General features: G+C 42.4%; 18 protein-coding genes. 3 read left to right on the top strand and 15 right to left on the bottom strand.

Annotation, left to right across the window (positions count from 1 at the left end; translation table 11 throughout):
* Positions 1-46: 46 nt before the first annotated feature.
* Positions 47-526, bottom strand: a complete 480-nt coding sequence (locus tag CYQ88_RS01140) for a low molecular weight protein-tyrosine-phosphatase (RefSeq protein WP_101839490.1) — start codon at positions 524-526, stop codon at positions 47-49.
* Between the two features lie 105 nt (positions 527-631).
* On the opposite strand from CYQ88_RS01140, the gene CYQ88_RS01135 reads away from it, so the two are divergent.
* Genes CYQ88_RS01135 through CYQ88_RS01125 form a run of 3 tightly spaced genes read left to right on the top strand, consistent with a single transcriptional unit; the run spans position 632 to position 3,760 of the window.
* The gene (locus tag CYQ88_RS01135; RefSeq protein WP_101839489.1) at positions 632-1,324 is read left to right on the top strand and encodes an RluA family pseudouridine synthase; all 693 of its coding nucleotides are present in this window, start codon (positions 632-634) and stop codon (positions 1,322-1,324) included.
* Between the two features lie 56 nt (positions 1,325-1,380).
* Complete coding sequence (locus CYQ88_RS01130) at positions 1,381-2,511, top strand: hypothetical protein (protein ID WP_101839488.1); 1,131 nt, start codon at positions 1,381-1,383, stop codon at positions 2,509-2,511.
* Positions 2,512-2,521: 10 nt separating this feature from the next.
* The gene (locus CYQ88_RS01125) at positions 2,522-3,760 is read left to right on the top strand and encodes a hypothetical protein (RefSeq protein WP_101839487.1); all 1,239 of its coding nucleotides are present in this window, start codon (positions 2,522-2,524) and stop codon (positions 3,758-3,760) included.
* A gap of 60 nt (positions 3,761-3,820) precedes the next feature.
* Here the strand turns inward: CYQ88_RS01125 and CYQ88_RS01120 are convergent, their stop codons facing one another.
* From CYQ88_RS01120 to CYQ88_RS01055, 14 genes are all read right to left on the bottom strand, one after another.
* On the bottom strand, positions 3,821-4,564 hold the full coding sequence (locus tag CYQ88_RS01120; RefSeq protein ID WP_101839486.1) for a DsbC family protein: 744 nt from the start codon (positions 4,562-4,564) through the stop codon (positions 3,821-3,823).
* Between the two features lie 108 nt (positions 4,565-4,672).
* Complete coding sequence (gene xerD / locus CYQ88_RS01115; protein ID WP_101839485.1) at positions 4,673-5,563, bottom strand: site-specific tyrosine recombinase XerD; 891 nt, start codon at positions 5,561-5,563, stop codon at positions 4,673-4,675.
* A gap of 113 nt (positions 5,564-5,676) precedes the next feature.
* On the bottom strand, positions 5,677-6,024 hold the full coding sequence (rplS, locus tag CYQ88_RS01110; RefSeq protein ID WP_101839484.1) for a 50S ribosomal protein L19: 348 nt from the start codon (positions 6,022-6,024) through the stop codon (positions 5,677-5,679).
* A gap of 113 nt (positions 6,025-6,137) precedes the next feature.
* A complete protein-coding gene (trmD, locus tag CYQ88_RS01105) occupies positions 6,138-6,854 on the bottom strand; it encodes a tRNA (guanosine(37)-N1)-methyltransferase TrmD (RefSeq protein WP_101839483.1) in 717 nt (238 codons plus the stop codon).
* Positions 6,841-7,386 (bottom strand): ribosome maturation factor RimM, encoded by a 546-nt coding sequence (rimM, locus tag CYQ88_RS01100; RefSeq protein ID WP_101839482.1) that lies wholly within the window; start codon positions 7,384-7,386, stop codon positions 6,841-6,843. The genes trmD and rimM overlap by 14 nt, the downstream gene beginning before the upstream one ends.
* Before the next feature lie 32 nt (positions 7,387-7,418).
* Positions 7,419-7,661 (bottom strand): 30S ribosomal protein S16, encoded by a 243-nt coding sequence (rpsP, locus tag CYQ88_RS01095; protein WP_101839481.1) that lies wholly within the window; start codon positions 7,659-7,661, stop codon positions 7,419-7,421.
* A gap of 167 nt (positions 7,662-7,828) precedes the next feature.
* The gene (rmuC, locus tag CYQ88_RS01090; RefSeq protein ID WP_101839480.1) at positions 7,829-9,277 is read right to left on the bottom strand and encodes a DNA recombination protein RmuC; all 1,449 of its coding nucleotides are present in this window, start codon (positions 9,275-9,277) and stop codon (positions 7,829-7,831) included.
* Between the two features lie 19 nt (positions 9,278-9,296).
* On the bottom strand, positions 9,297-9,848 hold the full coding sequence (locus CYQ88_RS01085; protein WP_143483745.1) for a hypothetical protein: 552 nt from the start codon (positions 9,846-9,848) through the stop codon (positions 9,297-9,299).
* Positions 9,826-10,482 (bottom strand): hypothetical protein, encoded by a 657-nt coding sequence (locus CYQ88_RS01080; RefSeq protein ID WP_101839478.1) that lies wholly within the window; start codon positions 10,480-10,482, stop codon positions 9,826-9,828. Before CYQ88_RS01080 ends, CYQ88_RS01085 begins: the two co-directional genes overlap by 23 nt.
* 3 nt (positions 10,483-10,485) lie before the next feature.
* On the bottom strand, positions 10,486-12,048 hold the full coding sequence (locus tag CYQ88_RS01075) for a hypothetical protein (protein ID WP_101839477.1): 1,563 nt from the start codon (positions 12,046-12,048) through the stop codon (positions 10,486-10,488).
* Positions 12,048-13,253: a type II secretion system F family protein gene (locus CYQ88_RS01070; RefSeq protein ID WP_101839476.1), complete on the bottom strand. Its 1,206-nt coding sequence runs from the start codon at positions 13,251-13,253 to the stop codon at positions 12,048-12,050. Before CYQ88_RS01070 ends, CYQ88_RS01075 begins: the two co-directional genes overlap by 1 nt.
* A gap of 9 nt (positions 13,254-13,262) precedes the next feature.
* Positions 13,263-14,945: a GspE/PulE family protein gene (locus CYQ88_RS01065; protein WP_233188775.1), complete on the bottom strand. Its 1,683-nt coding sequence runs from the start codon at positions 14,943-14,945 to the stop codon at positions 13,263-13,265.
* A complete protein-coding gene (locus tag CYQ88_RS01060) occupies positions 14,942-16,777 on the bottom strand; it encodes a lipopolysaccharide assembly protein LapB (RefSeq protein ID WP_101839475.1) in 1,836 nt (611 codons plus the stop codon). Before CYQ88_RS01060 ends, CYQ88_RS01065 begins: the two co-directional genes overlap by 4 nt.
* A 5-nt stretch (positions 16,778-16,782) precedes the next feature.
* Positions 16,783-18,435: a type II secretion system protein GspD gene (locus CYQ88_RS01055; RefSeq protein ID WP_233188774.1), complete on the bottom strand. Its 1,653-nt coding sequence runs from the start codon at positions 18,433-18,435 to the stop codon at positions 16,783-16,785.
* Position 18,436 lies beyond the last annotated feature (1 nt).

The raw sequence follows: 18,436 nt of genomic DNA, 5'->3' as shown, positions 1-18,436 counted from the left end.
TGCTTGAAAAACGGCCAGGCCTGGTCGTTTTTCAAACAACCGCTTGCTACAAGCGTTCTCTAATCTCTGCTAACAATCCCTCTGAAGCAGCTGTCACCAGATCAAATACATGATCAAACCCTTGTGGACCGCCATAATATGGGTCTGGTACTTCCGTTTCTGAAACTTCCTCTGCATAGTCCAAAAAGAGTTTAATCTTGTCATGATGCTCCGGTAATGCCATCTGCCTTAAATCGTCATAATTGGCGTAATCCATTGCCAAAACATAATCGAATGTTATCAAATCGCCCATATCCACTGGCCGTGAACGTAAATCCAACATATCAATGCCTCTGTTTTGCGCCGTTTGAATCGCACGCCGATCAGCTGGTTTGCCTTGATGCCAACTGGCAGTCCCTGCTGAGTCAATCAAGATATCAGCCATCAATCCTTCTTTTTCAACTAGGTCTCTAAATACGGCATGTGCCGTCGGTGAACGGCAAATATTGCCCAAACAAACAAAAATAACGGAAACTTTATGACTCATGACCTTTTCTCTTTTACAATAAAACGTTGTTAAACCGTAACCTCGCAATTACCGACTTAACCCAAATTAACCACTATTCTAACGCAAGGCCAATCTGAAGCTCAAATGTTAACACCACCACCAAAACTCAGTTCTATTCCATTTCAATCGAATTGGATCGTTTATGAAGATCAGGATTTATTGATTATCAATAAACCCTCTGGCTTATTATCTGTTCCAGGACGTACGGCTCCTCCTGATTGGAACCTGCTCTCTCAGGTTCAAAACTATGCTCCAGATGCACTGATCGTCCACCGTTTGGATATGGATACATCGGGTTTAATGGTACTCGCGCGTAATCGCCAAAGCCATCGAGCATTGAGCCGTCAATTTCAAGATCGACTTACTGTCAAACGCTATCAAGCGATTTGCTTTGGCAAGCCCTCTCAATTGCATGGAAAAGTACAACTCCCTATGCGATGTGACTGGGAAAATCGTCCCAGTCAAATCATTGACTGTCGCCAAGGAAAATCAGCAACTACCTATTGGCAAGTCACTCAAAGTTTGCCAAATGCCTTTGAAGTTATACTGACTCCGATCACAGGACGTTCCCATCAATTACGACTGCATATGAAAATGCTGGGGCACCCTATTTTAGGCGATAATCTGTACGCGCCTCAACAGGCGCTCCAAGCAGCTAATCGCCTCCTATTACACGCGCAGGAACTTCATATTTTTCACCCAAGCACTCAAAAGGCCTTACAATTTAAAGAGCCACTAGATTTGACCACATTTTTGAATGGCATGAATTCTGCTTAATCTGCATAAACTCAAACCGCTTCACCGCAATAATTGACAGTATAAGGATCTTAACTATGAGCGCTGATATTGAAAAAGATGATTTAGCAACCCAAGAAATGTTAAAGATGATGGACGAAGAAGCCGCTACTGACCAGGATCAAAATGATACTGACGATTTGCTCAACGCGCTCGATGATGTCGAAAAAGCCTCAGAAGAAAATGAGTCCTCTGATGAAATTGCTGACACGGAAGATGAACAGGCGATTGAAATAGAATATGATTTTGATGAAGATCTCTCTGACATAAGCGAGCAGGCAGAACAAGCTTCAGAGCAATATGAAGAGACGGCTTCGTCAGAAATGGACGACATTGGTGCTCAACTGGATGACATCCTCACTGAAGTTGATATCGATTCAGATACCCCAATTGAAGATGAAAGCGACCTTAGCACTTCAAGTGAATCAGACGAAAGTGTAGAACCTGTTATTGAAGCCAGTGACAAACCAGACGATACGAATGAAGACACTTCAATCAGCGATGACCCCCTTGTCGATACAAACGAAATTGAATCTGAAAATGCTTCAGACTTAGAAGCCCTAGCGGCATTGGAACCTGATTCGCTGGATGAGGCTACAGAAACTGAAGTATCAATAGACTCACCTTCAACAGAGGATGTCAGCGATGAAAATGACTCATCCATAGCCGATGTAGATCACATCCCAAACGAAGCTGAGGGTGATGAAGCCACAATAGACGAAAACGAACCTACAGATGCTGATATGGAAGCGGCATCTCCATCCCAACACAACAACGTTGGTGAAAGCGAGCCCTCTATCGACCAAGCTGCGGACTCTATTGACACAATGGAGGAAGCGATTTCTATTGATTCTGAGGTTCAATCTATCAGCCAACAAGTTTCACAAGCAGCCCAGGATGCAACACGCCTTGCGCTTGCAGTTGCTAAACAAGCTCAAAATTCTGCTGAAAAAACCCAGCAAGCGATAGAAACTACATTCAATGCAACAGAGAAAGCATTTGAAGCAGCTAAGAATGCCGGTTATCAAATTGAACTGCCAGATGAAGAGAATGCGCTCTCATCACAAGCGATTCAAACAGAAATTGCTGCCATTAGAGAGCGTAACCAAGCGCTTAAGACACAAAATCAGCGGTTGAAGTACCGTATCGAATCAATGAAGCAATCATAAAGGCAAGACTATGAGTGACACTGCTGACGACCTACTAAATGAACTGTCCCATCTTAATGAGGCAACTGACGAAATGGAGCAACAAGTGACTTCAGCGACTTCTAAAAAAGCAGCTTTGGGCAAAGACAGTCAAAAAGCCGCTTCAATAGATGCGGTGACTGTCGCACTTGAAGCTGCCAAAACGGCGCACATGGCGGCCGAACAAAGTCAACATGCAGCAGAAAAAGCGATTAATTTGGCTCATGAACAAAAAACCCAAATTGTAGAGCTGTCCGATGCCAATATTGCTTGGCGTCAATCATTACGCAGTGCCGCTAAAGACATCAAGTCGGCTCGAAATGCGGTTTCAGTCATGATGACGGTTTCAATCACGGTTAGCTTAGCATCCGTTGGTGTACTTGGATGGCTGCTTTATAGTTTGAATAACCAATATGAGCAATTGAAAGGGGATGTTCTGGATATTATCACCACAGAAAATACGCTTTTTTCCAAAAACTTAACCTTGAAAGTGGACCAACTGTCTTCACTCATTGAAGCCTTGGCAAGTGATATCCAAAGACTCACCCAAGGCTCGACAGCTTCAGCTGCAAGTTCAGCTCTTCCAACGACACTTCAAAACACGGCTAACCTAGTTGATCAACCCTTAGTTGATCTGAAAAAAGAGTCTCAAAAGGAATCAACAGACCAACAAAAAGACGCCACAGCAACACCGACCGAAATGACGGAACAAAATCGTGCAGATGGCTTGCGCCCTGCTCTCGCTGACCAAAGCGCACAATTGACACAAATTGAAACTCTGATTCAGAAAGTGTTGTCTGAACAGCAAAAGCTACAGGCGAATGCCCTTGCAAAAATGGCACAACTTGAAACGCTCGCACAAAACATAAAACAACCCTCTGCGACAACTCAGCCGACCCAACTCAATAAGTTACAAATCAATCAACTAAAATCCATCGTTGCTTCTGCAAAAACCCAACAGCAACTCTTGAACGAGATCCGTGCGACACTCAAAACCCAACCCACTTCACAGACGGCGACTAAAGTTGAATTCCCTGATTTATGGCCAAAACAACAGAGCGCCTTTAAACAATTGAGCGACCAAATCCATTCCATGCAACAGCAGCAAGAAGTCTTGATTACGAAAGTCGATGCACTGGAAGCCCTAAATAACGAAGTACTATCACAACCTCGACCCTATAGTTATCGTTCGCCAGACCTCCCAATCAAGACGCTTGAAAATACACCCTAAATAACAAAAATCGCAGTATGCCCGAAGGCATAGTGCGATGCTGAATTCATAAAAAGCGGATTACTTGTTAGCTGTTTTAGGTGTTAAGACTTGAATCAATTCAGCGGCTGGCGCATAACCCGGAATACGTTCTCCAGAATCCAATATAATATTAGGCGTACCATTCACTTCAAACACCTGCCCTAATGCCAAATGAGATGCGACTGGATTATCACACTGTTTTGCGGAAATGGCTTTTCCAGTCATCGCCTGATCCATTGCTAAGGCTTGATCTTTTGAGCACCATACGGAAACGGTTTTATGAAAACTTTCTGAGCCCACCCCTGCCCGAGGATAAGCGAGATAGCGCACTTCAATCCCCGCCGCATTTAATGCTGGAATTTCTTTATGAAGTTTTTGGCAATATGGACAGTCGATATCGGTAAACACAGTGATACTCCTCAGAGCCTTTCCCTTTGCAGGGTAAATCAACATCTCACTATTATCCAACTGACTTAACGCTTTTTTTCGAGCAATATTCCCAGCTAATTCGGTTAGATTCTCTCTAGTCTCCAAGTCAATAATACTACCACTCACTAAATACTGACCATTCTCTGACATATAAACCACCTTAGTATCAATTGTCACTTGATATAAACCGGCTATTGGCGTGGGTTTAATCATCGCTTCAGGTGCACCTGGAATCAGCTCATTCAAACGCGCTTGAATCGAATTAACCTCCTGTGCTAACGTTGAACCACTCCATAAACCACTCGTTAGAGCAACAACAAACAGCGCCGATGGCAGGCGTTGTAATAAGGTCATAATATTTCCTTTTACTATATTGAATAAATTAAAACTATTTTAACGGGGATCCGTTTTCTCAAGCTGAATTTTCGACCTTTTCCACAATCATTTCATGTTTAAGGCAGATTAGCCACGAGGATGGTGTTGCTGATGAATTTTTTGCATACGTGCTTGAGCAACATGGGTATAAATCTGAGTCGTCGATAAATCGGCATGACCTAATAGTAATTGTACGGTCCTTAAGTCAGCCCCATGATTAATCAAATGCGTCGCAAAGGCATGACGCAATCCATGCGGAGACAAATTCGATTCAATTCCAGCCAGTAGAGCTAAGTTTTTAATCCGATGCCAGAGCGTTTGTCGCGTCATTGCGCGACCAAGTCGGGAGACAAACAGACTATCAACCCATTTATTCGTAGAAATTAACCCAGGCCTAGCTGTTTTGACATAACACTGTAAAGCCTCTATCGCCATTTCACCCAAAGGGACTATGCGCTCCTTATTGCCCTTTCCTGTCACTTGAACCAGACCCGCAGATAAATTCAATTGTTCAAATGGCAAACTCACCACTTCAGACACCCTTAAACCGGAAGCATACATCAGCTCCAAAATTGCCTTATCACGAACACCCAAGTGCGTTTTCAAGTCAGGTGCTCGCAACAAGGCTTCAACTTGTTCTTCAGTAATAACAGACGGAATCGACTGTAACAGCGCAGGGGCTTTTAATAAGGCGGCGGGATCTTCTGCCAATTGATTCTGTAAACAAAGATAGCGGTAAAACCGCTTTAGCGACGATAGACGACGGGCAATAGTACGAGGATTCACCTGTTGCTGATGATTATCAAGTAGATAAGATTCAATTTGCGGGGTTGTTGCGCGACTTAAATCGACAGGGATGGCATTTTGAACGGCCTTTAAATCTCGTTCATAGGCTGAGAGCGTATTATGGCTTAAGCCTTCATTAAAACGACAATAGTCAATAAAAGCACGAATTTCAGGAGTGGGTTCTAAGGTCATGAGCAAAGTATAGACGATTCTATCAGAAAATATCCAACCGCTTTTGCGCACGGATTCTAAAAACAAAAAAGCACCCTCGAGGGGTGCTTTTAAAAAGCCAATTCTGACAGAACTTACTTAACTTTTTCTTTAATACGTGCTGCCTTACCAGACAAGTCACGTAGATAGTAAAGCTTGGCACGACGAACATCACCACGACGCTTCACAGCTACAGAATCCACTAATGGGCTGAAGGTTTGGAAAGTACGTTCAACACCAACACCATGAGAAATCTTACGGACAATAAAAGAAGAATTTAAACCACGGTTTTTCTTGGCAATAACAACCCCTTCATAGGCCTGTAGACGCTCATTAGAACCTTCTTTTACTTTTACTTGAACAACAACGGTATCCCCTGCTTGAAAGTCAGGAAGGGTCTTCGTCATTTGTTCTGCTTCAATACGTTTAATAATATCGCTCATTACTAAGCACTCCAAAATAAATCAGTTAATCTAACTGAAATGAATATTATCCAACAAGTAACAGACTCGGCTGCCAGAGGTTGAATCCAAATTGTCATGAGTTTATAAAAACTCTATTCCGGCTTATCTGTCGCATATTGCGCTTGATAAGCGGAGAAAAGGTCAGGCCGCTTTTGTTGCGTCCTAATCAGTTTTTGTTGATAGCGCCATTCTGCAATCTTGGCATGATTCCCCTGTTGCAAAATATCAGGCACGCTCAGCCCATCCACTTCGACCGGACGTGTGTAATGCGGACAATCCAACAAGCCATCAGCAAAAGAATCCTGCTCGGCTGATTGTTCATGCCCTAATGCACCTGGAATCAACCGGATCAGCGCATCCATTAACATCATGGCGGGTAACTCCCCCCCACTCACCACAAAATCGCCAACACAAACTTCTTCATCAACACATTGGTTAATAAAGCGTTCGTCAATGCCTTCATAGCGACCACACACTAAGGTCAAGTGATCGTATGACTGCAATTCTGTTAACTTATGCTGTGTTAAGGGCGCACCCTGTGGCGACAAATACACCACATGACTAGGCTTAGCCACCGATTGATGAATGGCATCCACCGTTTTTTTTAAAGGTGGATACATCATCACCATACCTGGTCCCCCACCGTAAGGCCGATCGTCGACTGTCTTATGACGATCCTCAGTAAACACACGCGGGTTCCAAGTATTTAATTCAAATAGAGCCTGTTGATAAGCCCTGCGTGAAACGCCTGAAGCCGTTAAAGCCTCAAACATTTCTGGAAACAGGGTAATCACATCAAAGCGAATCATCGTCTTCTTCTAACGTCCAATCCACTTTAATGGTTTTCGCTTTAACATCCACGTCAAGAATAAATCGTTCCATCACAAACGGAATGAGAATAGATCCCATACCGGTTTCATCTGGTTTCTGAACTCTAAGAACATCATGAGCGCCTGTTTCAACAAGCTCGGTGACCTTCCCCAACAAGGTATTGTCGGCCAAAAAGACCTGACAACCCATTAGTTGCATCCAGTAATAGCCTGAATCACTTTCAGGCAACTGTTCCGGTGAAATCGCGATTTCACACCCCATAAAGGTTCGTGCGATTTCACGATCATCTATCCCATCAATTTTAGCGACAACAAGTTTTCCACCTTGTTGCGTCCGTCCGTCAATGACATCAAAACTTCGCCATGTCTGATTCACTTTAATCAGCCAGGGCGAATAATTTAAAATATTTTGACGAGGATCCGTATGCGAAAAAACTTTTACCCAGCCTTGAACTCCATAAATACCGTTGATTTGACCCAGTATTATTTTGTCATCATTTATAGCTGACATGGATAGTCGCGGCTGGTAACGTTAAAGTTCAATTACTTAGTGGCGTCTTTCATGAGTTTACGTACGCGCGGACTAAGTTGTGCGCCTTGTGAAACCCAATGCTCGACTCTCGCCAAATCTAAACGCAAAGCCTCTTCCTGACCACGTGCGGTTGGATTATAAAAGCCCAACTGTTCTACAAAACGACCATTGGTACTTTTACGTTGATCGGCAACCATTACACGATAGTAAGGGTTCTTTTTGGCGCCACCACGGGCTAAACGAATTACAACCATTTCTTTCTCCAATTTAGATTTGACGATAGCAGGAAATCCTACTAACAAATTCTTCTACTAAGGGCAAAACGCCCTTGCTGTTGACCTAATCCCGACAGGGAATCCAGGAAAGGGCGGATTATACTAAAAAAAATTCAGTGTTTCAATTTTTTCAGTCACTTAGCGCGTTATTTCTCATCATCCCGCATATCTTCTAATATTGAGTCGCCTTCCGTGACCGCCAATAGATGTGAAGGTAAATCTTTTTTCGTCTTACCTGCCAAATCTTTTAGCATCTCAGCTTGTCTAACCAGATTATTTTTACCGGAAGTCATTTGCTTAAAGGCATACTGATAACTGCTTTGAGCCAAATCAAGTTGTTTACCAATTTTTTCAAAGGTGGTGACAAACCCGACAAACTTATCATGGACATCGGCTGCGCGTTTAATCAGGTTAACAGTATGCTCTGATTGACGCTCATAACGCCACAATTGTTCAATGGTTTTTAAGGTGGTAAACAACGTGGTCGGCGTGACAACGGCCACTTTTTGATCAAATGCTTTTTCGAAGATAGCCGGCTGATTTTCAATCGCCATCAAATACGCCCCTTCGATGGGGACAAACATCAACACAAAGTCAGGCGCATTTAGACCATCAATATGGTCATAGCGCTTATCCGATAATGCTTGAATATGCTTGCTTAAACTGGATAAATGCGCTTTTACGTGTTGTGTTTTTAAGTGTTCCTCTTCCGCATTTAATGCCGCTTCATAACTTAATAAGGACACTTTAGAATCGATCACCACATGTTTGTTATCGGGCAAGTTAATAATGACATCAGGTCTTAAGCGTTTGCCATCAGATTGAGTAAAGCTTTTTTCAACTTCAAACTCGATACCCTCTCTCAACCCTGAGGACTCCAATAGTTTTTGTAAGATCAATTCCCCCCAATTACCTTGTAACTTTTGATCGCCCTTCAAAGCACGGGTTAAATTATTTGCCTCCACACTCATGGTTTGATTTAATTCACGCAGTGCTTTTAACTGCTCGGTAAGCGATGCTCTGCCTTCCAGGTCCTCTTTATGAACATGTTCAATGCGCGCCTTAAACTGCTCCAGGGTTGCTTGCATCGGCTGAACCAAGCCACTGATTGCCTCTTTACTCTGCAATCCCATTTGTTGTTGTTTCTGTTCTAAAATATCATTCGACAGCACCTTAAACTCTTGCATCAAAGTTTCCTTAGCCGAGCTCAATAAGGCCATTTTTTCATCGGCACTTTTCCGTTCTGCTTCCAATCGACTTTGAACACTAGCCAACTCAGATTGCGCTTGATTCAATTGACTCGTTTGGGCACGATACTCGTGCTTGGCCTCATCCAGTTGCTGGTGCAACTTTTGTAGTTGCTGTTGTTGCTGAGAAAACTCCCCTTGCAACGGATACAGCTTCGAAAGTTGTTCGGCTAAACGGTCATTTTCTTGTTTTAAATGTTGATTTTCGGCCTCTAAAACGGCCAGGCCTGGTTGTTTTTGCTGCCATTGGCGGTTTTGCCGATATTGTGCCCAGCCCCAAGCCAATATGACAGGGATAAGTACGGCCATTATCCAAAGCAAAATTTCAGTCTGTTGAAATGCCAACATTATTGAAGATATCCTATCATTATTGTATTTCCTTCGACTTACCAGCCTGATTGTTGAGATTTGAAATAGACTTCTCGATTACCGGTGAATGCGTTTGAATGTCCATTTTCCCGCCGGTGTTATCTAGCTGATAACTTTTTAACGACCGTTTTTTGTCGGGCAAATAGGTTTCTCCAACAGGGACCCAAACCTGATTGCCTTGCACAGAAACAGCCGTTTCTGTTGCAGATTGACTCGATGAAGATCGCTTATAGAACTTTTGATTGATTCGTACTAGTTGGTCACCATTTGGCAATAACACTACCGCAGAAACGCTAACAGGACTTGGCAGCTTCGATCGCGGCGTATTCTTCCCCTTAGGTTCTGGGAGGTTTAAGGCATCAAATCGCGACCGATCTTCAGGTGTTTGCAATGGATATTTTAAATAAATGGCTCTTTTTTGGTCGATATCGGCTCTTTGTTTCTGCGTCAAAAACAGACGCTGCATCTCTTCTTCGCCAGCCCACAAAGGGGGGATGCTGACTACGGCGACAACCAAAACCGCCCATTTATAGCTCGGAAAGTTCATCATCAATTCCCTTGAATGGTTTGGGTTTCGCTTCTAACAATAAAATGGCACACTCTAAAAACAATTTAGGCTTTTCTGCAATAAATAAGGTCTCACTACGCCCAGCCGGTAGCTTAGATAACTCGCAAGACTCTACCATAAACAAAGGCGTAACTTCTTCAGACAACCATTGTATGAGTCGTTGAAAATCAAGATCGGAATGCAGCCCGGCGCGAAGATTCAGCCGAGTATAATAAAAAATATCTTTATCAATCACAAACTGTTGAAAACGATCCCGCGCCAAGAGCTGCTCTGGTTCAAATTGAATGGTAAACGGATGCATAACCAAAAATTGCTGAATTTCCAGCAAGGCATCGACCCACTTTACTCGGTTTTGCTGATGAACCAATCCGTACTGCATCAATTGCTGATATTTATCACCATATTTCAAAAAAAGCTGTTCTTGAATTCGCAGAAACTCAACCTGATGGATCACTTTTCTAAGCTGAGATTTCTGTGCATTTTGATCCAAGATCATTTGCTGTTTTTGCATGGCTAAGAAGGTATTTGCACTACCCAATAACACTGCGGCCAACATAAAGTATATGGCTGGCCGCTTTAGATAGTGCTTAAACAACGAGACATCTAAATTCGACACAGGTCACCCCTCCTTATTCGCGGATGTCGCTGCACCAAAGCGCAACATAACACGAAAAGGCAAAGCGGTAACCATTTTGACGCTTTGCCCTTCCACTTCAAGAGACTTCTGCAAATTTCGATCCAAAGGTTCCTGTGTCAATTTTACCTCAACAATACCTGGCAAGGCATTCAAGCCTAACACAAATCGATCCACCCACTGCACTGGCGATTGATAGGTTTTATCAAACGGAAATACCCAGCCCTGAATATGAACAGACAGTTGATTTCCATCCAATTTTCGACCTTTTTGCCAACTTAACGTTTCCAACAAGATATGTGGATGCTGTGCCACGACTTGACTCAATGCCTGCAAATCCAAGCCTTTTTTGGCTTGGCTTTGCATGATCGCTTCCGAAAACTCAACCGTGGCTTTAACATCTTCAGCATCATAAGGCAGCTGAGTGGTATTCTGTAACCGTTGTTTTTCAAGCAAATATAAGTTGGATTGTTGCTTAAGTACCGTTTGCTCTTCCATTAAAAAATACGTTTGCATAGTTTGTTGGATTAGCAATGCAAAACCACTTATCATTGCAGAGATCCATAGCACATTTAAGCCAAAACGTAGCTGGCTAAACAGTCGATGCTTCTGAACGTATTCCCAATGGAAAAAAGCTGGCGGCGGCGAACTAGCAATACAGTCAGACAACCCCTGAATCACCACTTGCTTTTCAGTTGCCCCTGCTCGCGACAATAATTGTGTTAAATTCCCTTCTTTTGCAAACCACTGATCTGAATTCCAGCTCGCATCCGCAACCTCTTGTTGGTATAACTCAACAACAGAAACCGCATCACCTTGTAAATGGTTCAAATACACAAAGCCAACAGGTGTCCCCATAGGTAATATTTTTTGGTTATATAAATACTTAATCGCCACTTCGGTTTCATGATTAAGCTGCTCATGAATCGCCTGCTCAGAACCCAAATGCTCATCCAATTGCACAGAGCGGCTAATCCGTAAAATACCCTGTAAAAAAAACAACTGCCGAAATCGATATTTTTGTTCTCTGAACACCAATAAAAAGGGCAGTTTTAACTGCTTCCGTTGAATTTTGAGTTTGGGTGCTAGTTTTTTAAAAAATAAATAGGCAATTAAAAAGACATGTGAATACAAACGCGTAACAGACAATTCGTGAGACTTAATTAAAGCCAACAACTTTTCTAAGGGAGCGGAGTTTAATATACTGGCGATTAAGATTAATTGCTCATTTCTTATTCCATTATATTGAAAGATCGGCAACCACTGGCAATGCACAAATAATCCACCACTGGCATGTGCCTTTGACACTAACCGTTTTTTATAGGCGGGCTTGTCCCACGGCAATAATTTCGGCACCCATTCATACTGAATATTTTCATCAATAAAATCGAAGACTAATTTGAGTTTCGCCGTTTTGGGTAAACTGTTAAAAAAAGCTTCCAATTCGTCTTCATTTTTCCAATCAACTTCTTGGGATACCTCAAAGGGACGTTGAGCTTGATCAACAACCCAAAATACATCGTCTTTAAGGTAGAGAATAATATCCATTATCGAACCTGTGCAATGGTGTCATATACAGGGGCTAACACAGCCATCATGACCCAGCCCACGACGATGGCCATCAAAACCGTTAGCAAAGGCTCAATTGCGGGCTCAATTTTATCAATCATATCTTTGGCTTCTTGTTCATAATACTCACTGACATTATGCAATGCATCATCCATATTCCCACTTTGCTCCCCTACCTTAACCATTCTAACAGCCATGGAAGGCAACGCCTGTGTTACCGAAAAAGCCTTATAGATCATCTCACCCTCTTCAATCAGTTGAATCGAGTCATATATTCTCAATTCCAAGTCTGCATTTTCCGTAACCACAGAGGCCAGCCTAATACTTTCATTAAAGTTTAAACCCGCTTGGTACATGACAGATAGCGCACTGGCAAAACGGGCAATTTTAAGGTTATATAAGACATTACCAACAATCGGTAGTTTAAAGGTAAATCCATCAAATTGAACTCGAAATCGGGGAGATTTTTTTAACAAAAATTTTAATGCTAAAACGAATACAATCGGTGCCAAAAGAATTTGCATAAGATAGGCTTGAATAAAATGAGAGGTCGCAATTAAAGAAGTCGTCGCAATACCTAATTCGCCGCCCATCTCTGTAATAAACCCGAGTAACTCCGGCACGACAAAGATCATTAACATTAATACCACACTAATCACTACCGTTCCGACGATAGCTGGATAAATCATGACTTTTTTTGCCTTCGAAACCAAGCTTTCTTCCCACTTCAACATGGTCTCCAAATTTTCAAAAATTTGATCCAATTGCCCGGTCTTTTCACCAACAGCGACCAATGAAATATAGACTTTACCAAATATCTTTTCGTGTACTTTTAAAGATTCGGCAAACTCTGCGCCCCCCTCCATTGACTCATAAATCGATGCTATTATTTCCCGAACGCCTGGATTTTCATAGGTTTTCTTTAAGTCTTCTAATATATCCATCAGCGGAACACCAGCCTTAAGCAGTTGTCGAAGCTGTGACGTTAAAGTAATTAAGTCCCGTCGCTTAACGACCTTTGGCTTCAGTGAAAATGAAAAAACCACCGATTTTTGTTTTGCCGAAATGATTTCAATATGAAATTCGTGCAAACGCTGTTCTAAATCCTGTTCATTGGCTGCCTGCATATTGCCCCGAACGCGTTTACCATGTCGATTCACCCCCAGATATTGATAGTTTGGCAAAATAAACTCCTAAACCAATTCGGTTAAATCGACAATACGACTAATTTCTTCCAAGCTGGTATCTCCTGCGCGTACCCGTCGTAAAGCATTATGCAACATTGTCGTATAACCATTTTCCATCGCATGCTCCAATATCTTGTGTTGTGAAGCTTCTGCCAATAATAATTCATCTAATTCATCATTAAATCGAAGCGTTTCCAAGATAGCTAAACGGCCTTTATACCCGACATGATTACACGCAGAACACCCTTTTGCACGGTACAAAATCAGTGAGTCGTTTTCAGCGACACCTAATAGTTTCTTTTCAAACGTATCCGGTTCATAAGCTTCTTTACATTTAGGACACAACCGTCTCGTCAATCTTTGCGCCAAGATACCAATGACATTTCCGGCCAATATGGACCTTGGTACGCCAATATCTAATAGCCTAGGAATAGCCCCAATCGCAGTGTTTGCATGTAAAGTTGCAAACACTTGGTGACCGGTCATCGCGGCTCTTAAAGCCATTTCTGCTGTTTCCCCATCCCGTATCTCACCAATTAATATAATATCTGGGTCCTGACGAATTAATGCCCGAATCCCAGCCGCAAAGCCCATGCCGATTTCTTCATTGATGGCTGTTTGGCGAACCATATCCATGGGATACTCAACAGGATCTTCCAGCGTCATAATATTCACGCCTACGTCATTAATTTCATGCAACATGGAATATAAGGTCGTGGTTTTCCCCGACCCTGTCGGGCCTGTCACCAGCAAAATACCAGTAGGACGAGATAACATTAGGCGTAATTCCCGTAAACTATTTGGGTCCAACCCCAAATCATCTAAAGAAATAATACCTTTATCACGATCCAAGATTCGCAATACAAAGTTTTCGCCATGGGTACTGGGGAGCGACGAAACTCGAAAATCAATTTCACGACCGTGAACCAATAGATTCATCCGTCCGTCTTGTGGTGTTCTTTGCTCAGTCAAATCTAAACTCGACATGACTTTTAAACGAACCACTAACGCTGACCAAAAAGATTTATGCAATAACCGAATTTGTTGCAAGACCCCATCAATACGATAACGAATACGAATGTAATACTCCTCGGGTTCAAAATGAATATCCGAGGCTCCCTTCTTCACGGCATCCGTCAAAATATTATCCATCAATCGAACCATCGGCTGTGAATATTCATTTTGCTCATCCGATAATACACCTTCAACTTCGCCTGTCTCCAGCTCTCTAAGGATGCCATCAATAGACAGTTCATAGCCATAAAAAAGGTCAATTGCGTACTGAATTTCATTTTCGACCACCAAAATTGGTTCAATTCGAATTGACTGTTTGATGTGTCTTTTAATTTTATCCAGTAATAAAATGTCGTCTGGGCTCGACATGGCCACCTTTAAATGATCCGCGGTTAAACTAATCGGCATGACCTGATGACTTCTAGCAAACGATTCTGAAATGAGCTGTAAAGCATTAACGTCAGGAACTACGCCCTTTATCGACATTGAAGAGAAACCAACGGCATCGCCCACTACTTCTCGAGAAACATCTTCTGATATAAACCCGAGGGTAATCAATACCTCCCCCAGTTTTTTACCCGTTAATTTCTGTTCCTTCAGTGCGACTCGAAGTTGATCTTCTGTAATATAGCCATCATGAACCAGCCGATCGCCTAATAACATTTTTTGAGTCACTGTCCTGCCTCCTCCAACAAGTGCTGCTTAATCACCAACAATCGATTTTTCAGTTGGCGTTGGTCCGTTTGTTTGAGATTTGACAGTGCAAGTGTCTGCTCATAATACTGCTTAGCCGATGCATACTGACCGAGCTGATCTAAGCTGATGGCTAAATTACGAGCATGTGTGGGATTATTTGGATCCAATTCATAGGCTTTTAAATAGTACTTTTGCGCCAAAACCCAATCCCGATTCTTAGCATATTGATGACCCAATGCGGTTTGCAGTTGCGAGTTTCTTGGCATTTGACGAATCAGTCGCTCAAGTTTGGCCCGCAATTCAGGCCCTTCCATAAGCCTTGCTTCTAACATTGCCGCAGCGACAGCTGCCTCTTGGTTGTTTGGCACCTTTTTTAATATCTTCTGATACATCGCCAACGATTTTTGAGACTCTCCTTTCTTTGCTGCAGTTGCAGCTAGCCCAAACAACACTGGCAGACTCTCAGGATCGGCAAGATAGGCCTGCTGATAGTAACGCTCTGCAACAGCATAATCCCCTTGCACATAAGCGTCATAGCCATCAAACACTGCTCTATTGGGTTTAACTGTTTCAATTTTATAACGTGAATCAGATGGTACGTCAGTATTTTCTACTGGCTTAGGCTTTATCACAGGTACTTTCGGGCTAATGGACTTAGGAAATTGAGTGTTTTCATGAAGCTTTGAGGCTAGTGGCATTGCCTGATCAGACTGAGATGGGCGCGACTCTGAGGGAGTGCCTTTACCTGTTGATGGATCGATCTGGTTCTTGGTGACATCGTTTAAAATCGAATCCTGTTTTTTTGTTTCTGATTGAGTCAAATCGTTTTTTGAAGTTACCGCTGTCGCCTGTTTAGCTGCCTGTAAGCTGTTAGGCGTTTTAAGAGGTAACATCTGAAACGGTTTTAAATCTGTCGCCATCCGTTGAGACTCTTGCTCAAAAATGATTAAACCAAAATAACCAAACCCAAATAGGATTAATGGAACCCACATCCAATACTTAAATGATAAGTGGCCTTTTAATCCACCTTTGGGTTGAATCGCACGAATAAACCGCTGCATTTTATGTTGCCCAGGCTGGATGTCATTGGCATGCTGATATCCTGGAATTTGATCTAAACTCCAATCGTCTTCAGGTATTTCATCAATTTCAGAATTTTCTTTCAATTCAGCCTCAGCCTGCTTACTCACCTGATGTGATACTTGGCTATCCTTAGCTGTTTTCGGCAACGAAGTTGACTCATCATTTAATGCCAAGCTGGTTTCAAGATCCAATCGCTGATTGCTATTCATGGCTTCGTCGGCACTATCCTCAACCATTCTTAGTGAAGATGAATCGGTTTCACTAGGAGAATCTGTTACCTCTGAAGCAAGTTGATTATCGGTTTCAATTTCAGAATTTGACTCCGTCTCCAAACTTAACGTCTCTTCGCTTGCCAATTCTAATGGCGATAAATCATCGAGATCTGTTTCAGAAGACTTTTGAATTAACTCAGGTTCATTTTCATCTTCAGGCGGTTCTTCAGGTATCGGTGACTGTGTGATAGATTGGGCAGGAGGAGAGAGATCAACATTTAAACTGTCATCCACGAAATCCAGATGAACCATAGCGGGTGCATTTTCAGGATTGCCTGGTGTCGTCTCAGAAACAGACTCGGACAAATCAACCCCTTCAGCAAAATCCATTTGAATCATCTCAACAGCAGATTCGTTATCAAGTTTGGTGGACGTGCTTGATGACAAAGGAGAGTGTTGTTGCCGTTTATTTTTTTCTTCAGCGGCCTTTTTTAGTGCAGCGAGTAAGGCGCTCATAATAGCTAGTTACTCTGTGTACGCATTAAAGGTTTAAAGGCTTGCAAATCCCCATGATTTACATCAGGATTATTCACAATAATTGGACGGATAAAAATAATTAACTCCGACTTGCGAACACTTTCATCTTCATATGAAAATAAATCGCCCAACCATGGAATGCGACTCAAGCCAGGAACACCTGCTCTTGTCTGATCATTTGAATCCTGAATTAACCCACCAATAATCGCTGTCTGTCGATTGCGTAACCGTAGCACAGAATCCATTTCTCTTTCCTGAATAACCGGTACTTGGCTCACCACATTCTCTCGAGCCAAATCTGGATTAGGATCACTCACATAGCCGACAATTCGAGACAGTGTTGGACGAATATTTAAAGAAATCTCATCTTCACTGATAAACGGAGTTACATGCATCATAAATCCAACCGGAACGGTATGAACCGTGGTTTCAAAGGTGGTAACCCCCGAACTGGTAGCCGTTGCCGACTCTCGGTTAACATCAACCGTGAAATACACCTCGTTATTGACAACTTTTAACAAGGCCGCTTGATTATTCATTGCCATTATCTTCGGGCTCGACAACACTGTAGCTTCGCCAAATTGCTGTAACATTTTAATGCCCAGATTAAAATTCCAATCGCCTAAGCTTGAAACATTCACAGAAAAATTTGGATTGGTGGACAAGTTGGTTCCCAATAAGCTTTGTGCAACTTCAGAAGAGCCCTGAGCAGAGGATTTTAACGCCCCCCAATCAACACCAGCTTGATACTGATCGCTCAATTCGACCTCAATCACCGTAGCTTCAATCAGAACTTGTTTATTGGTTCGTCTTAAAGTTGATTGTAAATACGCTTCAATTTGCTGATGCTTTTTCGTTGTCGTATAAACGGTAATCATCCCCGCTTCTTTATTGACCACGACATTTTCCAAACGATTATCAGCTGTTTCCGACTTGGTTTGATATTCCTCTAATCGCGCCATAGAAGCAATATTTTTTTGTAAACTTTTCCAAAAATCATGAGTCGCAGACGATTCTAACGTAAATTCACTGGCTTGATTGCCACTGTTGTTATCGGTACCCGTTACATTCCCCACCGACATTTTCATAACGGTTAAGTCTTTAATATTCTTAACGACATTGACATAATCAATTTCATAATTTTTCCAAAAGGGTTTATCCAGCTGAACCGAAACAGTATTAAACGACAAAGAATAAATCGCTCCCACCTGTTCAACAACACGCTTCATGATAATGTCTAACGGTTGTTGAATAGCGTTAATAGAAACCTGCCCAGTGACATCAGAGGCTAGGTTTAGCTGCATCCCTGCATCTTTTGCCAAGTTAAACAATAAGTCAGACACTGGTACATTAATCGCAGAGACACTATAGAGCTTCGGCATTTTAAATTGATTCGGGTCTACATTCATTGGCTCCATCGGAGCCAACTCAGGAATTTTGTTTTGGATATTTCCCTGTTCTGATAAGTTTTTTTCCGGCGTTAAATGGCCCTTTATCTCAAACTTCTTTGCCACAGCAGGTGCTACAGACTCCCGTTTGACCGAGTCAGCGCCACTACACCCCATGAGTAACACGATACTCATTGTAGTAATGAATTTTGTTGTAGAGAGCAGTAAAAATCGGTTTTGTCGTTTCAAA

Origin of the sequence: Hydrogenovibrio sp. SC-1, assembly GCF_002848135.1 — a bacterium.
GTDB lineage: Bacteria > Pseudomonadota > Gammaproteobacteria > Thiomicrospirales > Thiomicrospiraceae > Hydrogenovibrio.
This window is presented reverse-complemented; position numbering and strand designations above follow the sequence as displayed.